Raw genomic sequence first — 12,240 nt, forward strand, 5'->3', positions numbered from 1 at the left:
AGCCGCAATACGGCACCCGTGTTCAGACTGGGCAAAACCTCAGGGGGACCTCTCATGCACACACTGACTCGCGACGATATCGAACAGGCCGCTCGCCACGTTTACCAGGTCATGCCCGCCACAGCCCAGTACCCTTGGCCCTTGCTGGCTCAGCGGTTGGGTTGCACGGTGTGGGTCAAGCACGAAAATCACACGCCTACCGGTGCCTTCAAAGTGCGCGGCGGTATCACGTTCATGCACTGGCTCAAGCGCGAGCACCCGGGCGCGAAGGGCATTGTCAGCGCTACCCGCGGCAACCATGGCCAGAGCCTGGCACTGGCGGCTCGCACACTGGGTTTGCAGGCGTTGATCGTCGTGCCGGAAGGTAACTCGGTAGAAAAGAACAACGCCATGCGCGGCTTTGGCGCTGAAGTGGTCGAGTATGGCCGCGATTTCGATGATGCCCGTGAAGAGGCGGCCCGCCTGGCCCACGCGCATGACCTGTTCCTGGTTCCGCCGTTTCACACCGAGCTGGTCAAAGGCGTCGCCACTTATGCGCTGGAGCTGTTCAACGCAGCGCCGGACCTGGATACCGTTTATGTACCGATTGGCTGTGGATCGGGGATTTGCGGGGTGATCGCCGCCCGCGATGCGCTGGGTCTGGAAACCGAAGTGGTTGGCGTGGTTTCCACGCAGGCGGCGGCTGCACAGTTATCGTTTGACGCTGGCGCAATTCGCGAAACCGCCTCGGCCAACACCTTTGCCGACGGCCTTGCCGTGCGCAAGCCGATTCCTGAAGCCTTTGCCGTCTACGCGGCAGGTGCTGCGCGGATCGTATCGGTCAGCGATGACCAGATCGCCGAAGCCATGCGCGTGTATTACACCGATACCCATAACCTTGCCGAAGGGGCCGGTGCGTCGGCGTTGGCAGCGCTCATCTCGGAGCGTGAAGCCATGTCGGGAAGAAGGGTGGGGGTGATTCTCTCCGGTGGCAACGTCGACAGATCGGTGTATGCGCAAGTGATTGCGTGAAAAGGGCCATGACCCTGGTCACATAAATTTGAAATGCACGGCATTGCTCGACAGAATCACGCCCCGATCCGGCCCAAGTCGCCGGACGTTAGTGGTGAAAAGGGGCCGCAGTTGAACGAACAGACATTGTCCATGCGCCTGGAGCGCGTTGCCGCCTATGTGCCAGCCGGTGCGCGCCTGGCCGATATCGGCTCGGATCACGGCTACCTGCCGGTGGCCTTGATGCGCCGTGGCGCCATTGCGGCGGCGGTGGCCGGCGAGGTGGCGTTGACGCCGTTCCACGCGGCCAACCGCACCGTGCGCGAGAACGGCCTGGACTCGCAAGTCACCGTGCGCCTGGCCAACGGCCTGGCGGCAATCGAGCCGGGAGACGGGATTACAGCGGTCAGCATCTGCGGCATGGGCGGCGAAACCATCCGTGACATCCTCGACAGTGGCAAGGCGTACCTGAGCGGTCAGGAGCGCCTGATCCTGCAGCCCAACGGCGGCGAGCAGCCACTGCGCCAATGGCTGATGGACAATGGCTATCGCATCCTCTGCGAGGAAGTGCTGCGGGAAAATCGTTTCGACTACGAAATCATCGTCGCCGAACGCGCAGGGCCGGTGATCTACACCGCCCAGGAGCTGTACTTCGGCCCGTTGCAGATGCAGACCCGCAGCCCGGCGTTCCTGGTCAAGTGGCAGCGCAAGTTGCGCCAGAAACAGAAGACCCTGAGCCACTTTGCCCAGGCGCAGCAGGCCGTGCCCGAGGAGACGGTGCAGGACATCGCTCGGCAGGCCCGGTGGATCACCCAATTGCTGGCTTGAGCAAGCCTGGGGCACCGCTCAAAAAGAACCTCGATTCAGCGTGGGTGTGGCTGAGTCGAACGAGACGCGTCGACGGCCCCTTCAGGCGACTCGAGTTTGCCGGTGACCAGTAGGCAATTTTCGCCATTGGTCGGGGCTGGCGACGAAAGTTCAGCGCAATAGCGGGTTTTTTTTCGGTATGCATGGTGAAGCGATTCAGCAGCGTAGCTATGCAGGTTTCAGCCAGGAAAACAGGTACCTCCAGGTGTTGGATTTAGTACCGTTTGTCGAGCGTGCTGCTCAAAAAGTGAACGATTTTGATATGCTTCGCTCTGATTTACCGGCAGGCGGATCCTTTGACAGTTCGCGCTGCACTCACTAATAAAATGGACGTATACCTCATCTGCATTGAATGGAATGCGCATGGGGATTTTTTTTACCTGAGACCTGGAGTGATAGTATGTCGTCATCACTGACTTGCTGGGCGAGTCGCTCTCTCTTGTAATACCAAATTATTTAGTCGATTCAATCAATGCGAACTTGATCGTGCAGGCGCAATTAATTAATTAATTCGCATGCCTGGGGCATGGTCAATTTGCACTGCCGCAATAAGTGGAGATGTAATCTTGGATATTAGTACAATTATCGGCCTGATCGGCCAGAAAGAATCCATGGAGTTTTTGCGTTTAGGCGTTGTGTACGTTCACCTGTTGGCTTGCTGCGTAGCTATTGGCCTGGTGTTTGCCAGCGACGCGGCAATGGTAAAGGACTTATTGAAAGGTCGCGTGTCGTCGGGGCACGATAATGAACATATGGCCAGTCTCCAGAAGTCTGTTTCCAATGCGTTGATATTCTTGTGGGTCACCGGAGCTGCGGTAATAGGCATTGATTACCTTGAAAAAGGCATGACCTATTTTGCCAATCCAAAACTTCAAGCAAAAGTTATTATTGTATTGTTGCTGACGTTCAACGGCATGTTGTTGCACCGCTATGTATTGCCTGCAATGTTGAAGGCCGGTTCGCTGCTTGATCTTCAGGTCAATGTACGAATGTTTGCCCTGTTCTCTGGTGCACTGTCGGGCGTGTCCTGGTTGTATGCCGCCATGCTCGGTGTCGGTCGACCGCTGGCCTGGAAGTATTCGCTCACCGAGTTGCTGATGGCCTATCCGGTGTTGATCGTGCTCGGCTTCGCGATGATGGTGGCGCTGACTCAGTGGGCGCGTAAACGCAACGCAGCAACGCCGGTTCAGGAATCTACCTGGATGTTTGCGGGAATTCCTGCGCTGCGTTGAACTGACGAGACTCCAGGAAAAGACGGGTGAACCTGTCTGAACCTTTCAAACATCAGACCCCCTCCTTGTGAGGGGGTTTTTTGCGTGTGGGGCTCAGGAAATCAAAGAACCGGCTCGAATGGCCGGTTTTTTTTCGAGTGAAAAACGTCCATTTCACTTCAGCGCCAAAGCGTTGATCGTCATGGGTGAAAGCGATCCGATGCGCGTAACCGGGGGCTCCGGAGGGCCGGACGGTGAGAAGCCCATCATCCTTTCCGCAAGGGAGAGGGTAGCGAGGTTGATCTCGCGTCTACCGCTCATCGGCAAGGCACAAAATAAACTTTGACATCATTGGGGCTTTGGTTGAATATTCATTAATCGTATACGATTTAATCGATAGCGATTAAAGATAGCGATTAAAGATAGCGACAACCCCTGCCGTTTGGAGACTCAGCCATGAACACCGGAAGCCGCCGCACAATGTTTATCTCAACCGCTCACGCTTCCCATGGCCAAAACGGCAACAACTGGATCATTGCACACGCCAATTGATGAACGTTGTCTTTTTAAATGTCATAAATATCGCATGCGATATAATCGCACGAAAAATCAAATCCTGAGGAAGTCCCCATGAGCAAGATCGAAAAAGTACTGGCAACCGGCAAAACCCACACCACCCACAGCGGTGTCGGCGGTCACAACGGCAACCTCGATATCGAACTGTCGTCACCGGGTTCCGCCCAGCCGGCCCACGTCTTTACCGCTACACAGCCGCACCCGAAAGCCGAGCAACTGTTTGCCGGTGCCTGGTCTGCCTGCTACACCGCGGCAGTGGGGCTGGTGGCCCAGGAGCGCAATATCGTGTTGCCGACGGATATGGCCGTCGACATCGAAGTGGACCTGGGCCAGACTGGTCTGGCCTATTTCCTTCAGGCCCGACTGACCCTGCGAGTGCCAGGGCTGGCACACGATGTCGCGACCGAACTGGCGCACATTGCCGACTCCATCTGCCCTTACTCCAAAGCCACACGCGGCAATATCGACGTTGCCCTGAACGTGATTACGGCGTGATGCCTGGATGCGTCACTAATATCGCATGCGATAAAAGCGTGCACGAACATAACTCACTGTAATCCTGAGGGAATCATCATGAGCAAGATCGAAAAAGTACTGGCCAGCGGCAAAACCCACACCACTCATAACAGCGCGGGCAACACCTCGCGCGGTCATAATGGCAACCTCGATATCGTGCTGTCGTCCCCCGGCAGCGATACACCGGCACACGTGCTCACCGCCGTCCAGCCGCACCCGAAAGCCGAGCAACTGTTCGCCGGAGCCTGGTCGGCCTGCTACATCGCAGCGGTGGGGCTGGCCGCCCAACAGATGAAGGTGACACTGCCGACCGACACCGCCGTCGACATTGAAGTGGACCTGGGTCAGACCGGCGCAGCTTACTTCCTCCAGGCCCGACTGACCTTGCGGGTGCCGGGGCTGGACCAGGGAGTGGCAACCGAGTTGGCCCACAACGCCGATGCAATCTGCCCTTACTCCAAGGCCACACGCGGCAACATTGATGTCGACATCAACGTCCTGACGGCATAACCCACTGCACGGCCAGCTCACCGGGGATTTCCCCGGTGAGCTGGCCGTCGGCGTTTATACGCACTTCCGATACCATCGCGTACGACGTATAGTTTCGGTCTCGCAAGATTGAGCCAGGAGAACGCCCATGAAAAACACCGACAAGACATCCGCCCTGGATCTCAAACTCACCGACTTCCTGTGTTTTGCGGTCTATTCCACCAACCTGGCCTTCGGCAAGGCCTATAAGCCGATGCTCGAACGGCTCGGCCTGACCTATACGCAATACATCACCCTCGTTGCGCTGTGGGAGGAAGACAACCAGACCGTTGGCAGCCTCGGCGAAAAGCTGTTTCTCGAATCCAATACCCTCACGCCGATCCTGAAGAAGTTGGAAGCGATGGGTTATTTAATGCGCCAGCGCGACCCGGAAGACGAACGCCAGGTGCGGATCAGTCTGACCAAAGAGGGGCGAAAACTGCGCGAAGGTCTCACCGAAGACGGCTTCCCGCAAACCGGTCTTGATCCCGACGACTTCGTGCAGATGCAGAAGGCCATTGTGAAGTTACGGGGCAATCTCATTCGATCGACCAAGGACAGAGAGTAAGTCGTATCGAGTAAAGTGAGTGGCCCCGGATTTGCGAGGCGCACCCCGCAGAGAAACCCTGGCCCTCCCGTCTGACACCCCCCGATTCGGAGTGAGCCCCCCACTAATGGGGGCTTTTGCTCAGCGGTATTCGCATCTTCATTAGCCGGTTACTTCAATCGCTGGCCAATGTTTGCGGATCTTTCAGGTCACCATGCCTATTTAATACAACGCTGGCAGAGTAATTGCTAAGTGAGCTTGTCCCGTTCATGCAAGGTGCAGGGCCGGGATGCTGTGGAGCTGTCAGTACTCCATTGAGTGATTGCCTGTAGCCATCGGTTTGCATCACGAAGTAGCCCAGGCTTCTCAATACCGGGCTCACTCAATAGAAGTACTGCAGTCATCCTCTGCAACCGTCCAGGGGAAATGCTTATGAGCCACTCCAGACATACGTGCGCGCAGGTAGCACTGCACCGGTTGTGCTTTCTAACCTGCCTGCTGACGGTAACGCTGGTGGCGGCTGACGAACTTCAGGGCGATGACAATCAAAACAATGAGAAGTGGCTGGAGCCGGCACGCTCCAGGCTCATGCATGTGATTGGCGCGATGCCGTTCTTTCCGCATCGGGCCAATACCACCGGCAACCTGGTCTTGAATGTGAAGGACTTCGACAATGCCCAGGTCTGTGGCGCTTGCCATACGGAGATCTACAGGCAGTGGCGCTCGTCGATGATGTCCCAGGCCTGGGATGAGCCCATCTATCGGGCCTTGCTCAAGCGTGCGAGCGCGGCCACCGAGGGCAAGGTCGATAACTTCTGCACCGGCTGCCATACCCCGATCGGTCTCACCACCGGGCAGATCACTTCGCAAGTCAACCGCTCCTCGATTGAAGACAGTGCGAAGAATCATCCGATGCCCGGGGTCGATTGCGACACCTGCCACAACATCAGTGCCCGCACGGGCCTCGATAACGGCGCCTATGTTCTGAGCCCGCGAGCGCACGGCAAACCGACCAAGTTCGGCCCGCGCAAGGATGCCGTTTCGCCTTATCACGACACCGTGTATTCCGCTCTGCACACGCGCTCGGACTTTTGCGGCACCTGCCACAACGTCACGCACCCGTTCAGCAGCGTGGCGGTGGAGCGCACTTATGACGAATGGCAGGAGAGCACGTACAGCCTTAACAATGTGACCTGCCAGAGTTGCCACATGCCGGGCTTTGCGGGTAAGGCCGCGATCATGGGGCCAGACCGTAAGGAGGTGGCCTCGCATTGGTTCAGCGGAGCCAACGCGACGATGCTCAAGCATCTTGGTCAGGAGGAGGGCGCGCAACGCGCACGCGACATGCTCGCGCGCGCGGCGCAAATAACGTTCCAGCAACTGCCGGCCGCCATCATTCCCGGACAATACGCCTCGGTAGCCGTCAAAGTGACCAACGTCGGCGCCGGGCACAAGCTGCCAACCGGCTTTCCCGAGGGGCGGGAGATGTGGATCGATTTTCGGGTGCAGGATGCCAGTGGTCGCGAGCTCTATCGCCTGGGTTCGATCAAGGACGGCAAGACCGAAGTCAACACGCGAAATTTCAAAGTGCACATAGGCGACAAGAACGGCAATCCGTTGGACGTCGAGGTCTGGAATGCCACGCAGATACTCTCGGACAATCGCATTCTGCCCAAGGGCTACAATATCGGGGAGTTCTCCTTCCTGGTGCCGGCCGACGCCGTCGGACCGCTGACCCTGACAGCCGATCTGAACTACTGGCCGTTTTCCCAGAAGCTGGCCGACTATCTGCTCGGCAAGGATAAGCTGCAGGTGGAAATCACCCGGATGGCCAATGTCACGCAGAGCGTACCCCTGTCGACCGGATCCGATACGGCGAAGCGAGTGGTACCCGCGAAGTTGAAACTCGACGACGCTAGCGCTTACTACAAAGAATGAACATGTCATTACCATCGTCGAACAGGTAACGCGTCACGGACAGCCACTGCATCCAGTAACTCGCGCTATAGCAAATGGGTCTTGTGGGGCTGGTAACTGCGCAGCAAATCAACATGCAGACTGTGGTGGCCCAGTCCCCGTCGAAGTCTGCCAACCATGTCCGCACCGTCGACTTTCAAGCCGACCTGGCGCAGGCACACCTCAACCAGGATGTGCCCACGCTCGGTCAACTTCACCGCATTGCTCAGGTAGTTGAGCAGAGACGACGCTAGCCTTTGCCTCCGCTAACACCGCTGCCGCTACTACCGCTACCGCTGCCGCTGCCGCTGCCGCTGCCGCTGCCGCTGCCGCTGCCGCTGCCGCTGCCACTGCCACTGCCACTGCCATCTTCCTGGTTATTGTCGACCTCGACCTGTGGCCCCACACCATCTCCCGTACGGAATGTCGGTAACGCAACCGAGGCCACGAATCTCACGCCGTCCCAGCTTGGCAATGGAGTGGGCATCAATTGGAACTGGCCCGGGTGCTCAGAGTCCCAGCGCAGCAGCATCGACGTGTCCTCATGCTGTGTGTTGTGGCAGTGCTCCATGTAGGTACCGGCAAACTCACGGATGCGGATGGCCATTTCGACATTGTCGAGGCTCTCAGGATGACGGCCTATATTGTAGATATCTTTGCGCGCCCCTTTTTCCCATTCGGGTGGTGTCTTGCCACCTCGAGTGAGAATGATCCCTTCCTCGAAGTGCACATGCACCGGGTGACTCCAGCCATTGCCGCCGTTCTCGATCTTCCAGATTTCCAGCGTGCCTTCACCTTTGAACCCTGCCGGTGTCGGGCCAGTGGCCAGTTGTGGTGCGGCTGAAATCCGGCGCGGGTCCATGTTGAAGCCTTCGCCGCCATCGGTCTTGATCGTCCAGGGCTTGAAATCCGTGCCGTTGGAGCGGCCAAAGATAAAGGTGCGGTGCCGCGCCTGGGCAAGCCGGGCGATATCGGCAGGGTCATCACGGTGCAAGGGCAGGGGGATCATGAACTTGCCCTCGGGCTTGCCAGGCTTGGCGGGCTCGAAGTCGACCGGATTCATGCTGACATCCTGGCCGGTGTAAGGCTGGACGTTCAGTTGCATGAACACGCCCACGCCCGGGTCACCGTTGACCCACTGTGGCCCGTGGCTGGTTTGCCTGACAACGGGCAGGTACTTCCCGGAGAGTACATCCGCCAATGGAATGTCACGTTCGGGACGCTTGCCGTTTTCATGCTCCTCGATGTTGACGAAGAAAATCCTGTCGCCCGGCTTGATGCCGTTTTTCGCGAAGTCGACGACGATGTCATAGCGTTCGGCAATGCCCTGTATCGGCAAAATGGCATTGTGGTCCTGTGTGTCGCCGTCGCCATCGAGGTCCAGGCTGCCATCGAACGGCACTGCGTGCTCCATGATATTGCCGTCGTTGGCAATCATGTGGAACGGCACCCGGTTGTATGAAACCCCGGAGCTTTTCGGGCCAGGAAACTCGCCACCATTACCATTGACCTGACGCACCAACGCCAGCTTGAAGTAGCGAGAAACCGATCCGTTGAGAATGCGCAAACGGTAGCGGCGGGCACGCACGTCCAGGAAGGGCTTGTACTCCCAGTTGGTCAGGACCTGATCACCGAGAAAACCGTCGGTATTGAAGGGGTTGAACCACAACTGGCCGGCCTTGTCCCAGGCCTTGTCGGCGATCGTCAGGTTGACGTCATAGTCGCGGTTACCCCACCCCAGCCCCGAACCGCTGGGCAGGCGCAGGTTGACCCCGTCGTCGACCGACTCGTTGCCACGATCCACGGCGCTGTAGTAGTTCATCATCGTGGCGTTGCCCTTGTAGACATTCTGCGCGGTGAAATCGAGCATGTGGTCGTGGAACCAGTGGGTGCTCATGGTTTCGCGCCAGTCGCCACGGATCTTGATGGTGCCGCGGTCGCAGGTCTTGAAGCCGGGGTTGGCGTCGTTGACGAAAAGCTCTTCACCGGGGTCGCACGGGAACGCCGCACGCGGATCCTGAGCGCTGGTATTGATGCTGTCATAGCCGGCCAACTGGATCGGCCAGCGATAGTCGTAGTACTGACCCGGGAAGAAGAACGCGTTGGCAAAGCCATCGCTTTCCGCAGGCGAGTGGCCGTTATGCTCGTGGGTGGAGATGGTGTGCAGGCCAAAGCCCCGGTTGGCCGATGGGTCAATGGGCAAGGCATCGTAATGACGCATCAGCATCGCCTGGCCATAGCGTACTTGCAGCAGTTTGGGCGGAAAGGTGCCGTCGAATGTCCACAGCGCATTATGGTCCTGGACAGGGAAGTTGTCGTGAAATTGCACTTGTATGCCCTTGGTTGTGCCCTCGTTGGCCGGGTTGCCGCTGGTGTTGTGATAGAGCCCGCCTGGCGCAAATTCCCCCACGGCGTAGTTATGCCGTTGCATACGATCACGCAAGCCGCTGTTGACGTGCGCGCCTGATTGCACAGTCTTGAAGGCGTTGCGCGGGAAAAACTCATTGAAACGCTGGTGCGACCAACCTTTTCCCGGTGGCCGGCCTTCTGCGGGCGAATCGACTCGGCGATTGAGGAAATCCTCGATCTGCGCCTTCCACGGGTTGCGGTCCAGTACATTGGAGAACTCTGTCGGGAAGGGCGTCAAAGCTGGCTGCCTGAGAAAGGCATCCAGCGCAGCCGGCGACGGGCCGCTACGCGCCACCTTCAAGGGATCCTGCGCCGGTGCGGGGCCCAGCGTCGGAACCGGAAACGGAACAGGTGATGGAGGGTCGGCCGCATCCAGTTTGTTCGAGCCGAACTCCTCGAAAAGCTCGAGCTTCTGTGTGAACGGTTGAACCCCGAACACCGGGCTGGCATTACCGTTGGTGGGGATATTGAAGCTGGGTTGCAGATCGGGTGGCAGCACATTGTCGACCAAGGGGGTCTGGCGGTTACCGGCCACACCATTGGGTAAGTCGAAGGCGCCGACGTTTGCGGGAGGCTGCTTGAGCAAGTCCCTCAATGCGGCATTGGGGTCGGCGGGCGGATTGGTGAACGCCGATGGGTCGGTAGGAGGCGGGGGATCGGTGTTGTCGAGGGGGACTGCCTGGGTCTGGGACAAGCCCAGCCCCAACATGATCGCGGCAGCAGAGATACTCAGCGCCAGCCTGGTTTTGGACAAAAGACTAGGATTCAACCTTCCGGTATCCAGTTTCATCGCAAACACCTCTGACGGGTTCCTCGGAGCGTGGCAATAGATGAGCAACGAGCCACGGCTCCTGGCCCGGCTGGCGAAACGTTTGATTGCGAGCCGGGATGGGAACGATGCAAATTTCCCGCCGAAAGTGACAGGGGGTGACTAATGGCTCTACGCCACGCCCCCCCCTTGTCCGCGGGCTTCAAGCTGGCGTATGGGCAGCCAGGATGAATACCCCGATGACGGGGAATATCCCCCAATAAAGGGTGCGATTGTGCGGGGTGTCTGGGCAGGAGAAGTGGCTGTTTTCTGAAGGTATCGATGACCGGCTGCTTTCATTCGTCCCGACTTCATCGGTGCCCGCTGTTGGCAGAAGTGACTGCGAGCCCAAGCCGCTCAGTCGTGCAGGCCTGCCATTTCATCCAGGTGGTCAATGTGCCTGAAACGCTCAACCAAGAAATCGATCAGGCTGCGCACGCGGGCGGATAGGTGTAACCAGAGTCGACCCCGCTGCGATCGATATTGCCTTGAACAACCTGGTGACCAATGCGGCGAATTTCTCTCCCCGGCACGGAGTGATCACCGTCAGGCTCGTAGAAAAGGAAAATAGCTACGAACTGACAGTCGAAGATGAGGAGCCGGGCATCAATGAGCAGGATCGTGAACGGCTTTTCGAGCGTTTCTACAGCAGCGGAAATCATCAGGGTGCAGGGTTGGGGCTGACTATCGTTAAGGCCATTGCCGATCGCTTTGGCGGGCAGATCAAACTGGAGAACCGCAGCCCTGGAGGGTTACGCGCTACGTTGGAAATTCGTCGCTCTTGACGTTGTTCCTGGTGTTGTCTGGCGCAACCGAAAAATCACTTCGGCAAACCCCTGGCGTTGGCTCAGGCAAGCGTCATACCGGGCGTCCGTTCAGGCCGGCCGCACCGCCAGGATTTGCTCGATCAGCCACGCCAGCGCCGGCTCATGTTGGCGTTGCGCCAGATACACCAGTTCGAGGTGGAACGAGCCGACGTCGAAGGGCAGTTCGAACACCTGTAGCGGTAGCAACTGCGCGAATTGATTGGCCAATTGGGTCGGCAGGACGACGCTCAAATCTGAATGGGCGACCAGGTGAGCCGCCTGCAGGTAGTTGGGCGTGGTGTAGACGATTTTGCGCGACAGGCCTTGCTTGCCCAGCCATTGGTCGACCATGCCCCGCGACTGGCCGCCACTCACCCAGAGATGGCGCAGCCCCAGAAAGTCATCCAGTGTGAGTGTGTCGTGTGCCAGCGGATGCTGCTTGCGCACGGCCAGCCGCAGGGTTTCGCTGTGCCAGGCCCGGCGGGTGAAACGCGCCGGCACTTCTTCGAAGCGTCCCAGAACCATGTCCAGTTCACCCCGATCCAGCAGCTCGGCAGGAAGGCTGGGGGCCAGGTGAGCAACGTCGATACGCAGGTTTGGCGCCAGCTCTCCCAGGCGTGCCAGCAAGGGCGGCATGCACAACTGCTCGACAAAGTCGGTCAGGGCGATGCGCACCTGCTGCTGGCTCAGGCGTGGGTCGAAGGTTTCCCCGGCATTGAGTGTCTGTTCGATCTGTTGCAAGGCCGCGCGAATCGGCCCCTCAAGCGCCAGCGCCCGGGAGGTGGGTTGCATGTGGCGGCCAACCCGCACCAGCAAGGGATCGTCGAACAGTGAACGCAGGCGGGCGAGGGCGTTGCTGACGGTGGGCTGGCTGAGGGCCAGGCGCTCGGCCGCTCGCGACACGTTCTGTTCGCGCAGCAGCATATCGAGGACGCGGAGCAAATTCAGATCGAAGCTTTTTAAATTCAAATTACAAATACCAGGCATATGAAAATGAAATTTCAAAGATAGTAGGCGCCTGCTTAG

The 12,240-nt window shown here is 58.5% G+C and carries 10 protein-coding genes and 2 pseudogenes; 9 read left to right on the forward strand and 3 right to left on the reverse strand.

The window, feature by feature from the left end; translation table 11 throughout:
* Positions 1-54 precede the first annotated feature (54 nt).
* The 8 genes from ABIE16_RS09155 to ABIE16_RS09190 all read left to right on the forward strand — a co-directional run bounded on the left by ABIE16_RS09155 (position 55) and on the right by ABIE16_RS09190 (position 7,173).
* A complete protein-coding gene (locus tag ABIE16_RS09155; RefSeq protein WP_429520936.1) occupies positions 55-1,011 on the forward strand; it encodes a threonine dehydratase in 957 nt (318 codons plus the stop codon).
* Positions 1,012-1,122: 111 nt separating this feature from the next.
* A complete protein-coding gene (locus tag ABIE16_RS09160; RefSeq protein WP_305729777.1) occupies positions 1,123-1,818 on the forward strand; it encodes a tRNA (adenine(22)-N(1))-methyltransferase in 696 nt (231 codons plus the stop codon).
* A 650-nt stretch (positions 1,819-2,468) separates the two neighbouring features.
* Complete coding sequence (locus tag ABIE16_RS09165) at positions 2,469-3,089, forward strand: hypothetical protein (protein ID WP_218496084.1); 621 nt, start codon at positions 2,469-2,471, stop codon at positions 3,087-3,089.
* A gap of 118 nt (positions 3,090-3,207) precedes the next feature.
* Positions 3,208-3,414: a hypothetical protein gene (locus ABIE16_RS09170; RefSeq protein ID WP_057714895.1), complete on the forward strand. Its 207-nt coding sequence runs from the start codon at positions 3,208-3,210 to the stop codon at positions 3,412-3,414.
* A 284-nt stretch (positions 3,415-3,698) separates the two neighbouring features.
* Positions 3,699-4,139 carry an Ohr family peroxiredoxin gene (locus tag ABIE16_RS09175; protein WP_150813192.1) on the forward strand — a complete coding sequence of 147 codons (441 nt, stop codon included), beginning with the start codon at positions 3,699-3,701 and terminating at the stop codon, positions 4,137-4,139.
* 78 nt (positions 4,140-4,217) lie between these two features.
* On the forward strand, positions 4,218-4,670 hold the full coding sequence (locus tag ABIE16_RS09180) for an Ohr family peroxiredoxin (protein ID WP_057714894.1): 453 nt from the start codon (positions 4,218-4,220) through the stop codon (positions 4,668-4,670).
* Between the two features lie 127 nt (positions 4,671-4,797).
* Entirely contained in the window at positions 4,798-5,256 is a 459-nt protein-coding gene (locus ABIE16_RS09185; protein ID WP_057714893.1) for a MarR family winged helix-turn-helix transcriptional regulator, read from the forward strand.
* 411 nt (positions 5,257-5,667) lie between these two features.
* On the forward strand, positions 5,668-7,173 hold the full coding sequence (locus ABIE16_RS09190) for a multiheme c-type cytochrome (RefSeq protein WP_057714892.1): 1,506 nt from the start codon (positions 5,668-5,670) through the stop codon (positions 7,171-7,173).
* 268 nt (positions 7,174-7,441) lie between these two features.
* Here the strand turns inward: ABIE16_RS09190 and ABIE16_RS09195 are convergent, their stop codons facing one another.
* Both ABIE16_RS09195 and ABIE16_RS09200 read right to left on the reverse strand, forming a co-directional pair.
* The gene (locus ABIE16_RS09195; RefSeq protein ID WP_429520937.1) at positions 7,442-10,390 is read right to left on the reverse strand and encodes a multicopper oxidase domain-containing protein; all 2,949 of its coding nucleotides are present in this window, start codon (positions 10,388-10,390) and stop codon (positions 7,442-7,444) included.
* Between the two features lie 375 nt (positions 10,391-10,765).
* Positions 10,766-10,864 (reverse strand): annotated as a pseudogene (locus tag ABIE16_RS09200) (LysR family transcriptional regulator); the annotation flags it as partial.
* Between ABIE16_RS09200 and ABIE16_RS09205 the strand changes: the two are divergent.
* A pseudogene (locus tag ABIE16_RS09205) lies at positions 10,855-11,193 on the forward strand (sensor histidine kinase); the annotation flags it as partial. The pseudogenes ABIE16_RS09200 and ABIE16_RS09205 overlap by 10 nt on opposite strands.
* A gap of 90 nt (positions 11,194-11,283) precedes the next feature.
* Here the strand turns inward: ABIE16_RS09205 and ABIE16_RS09210 are convergent.
* Positions 11,284-12,201, reverse strand: a complete 918-nt coding sequence (locus tag ABIE16_RS09210; RefSeq protein ID WP_090455129.1) for a LysR family transcriptional regulator — start codon at positions 12,199-12,201, stop codon at positions 11,284-11,286.
* Positions 12,202-12,240 lie beyond the last annotated feature (39 nt).

Source organism: Pseudomonas sp. 2725 (assembly GCF_050434585.1).
In the GTDB taxonomy this organism is placed as follows: domain Bacteria; phylum Pseudomonadota; class Gammaproteobacteria; order Pseudomonadales; family Pseudomonadaceae; genus Aquipseudomonas; species Aquipseudomonas jessenii.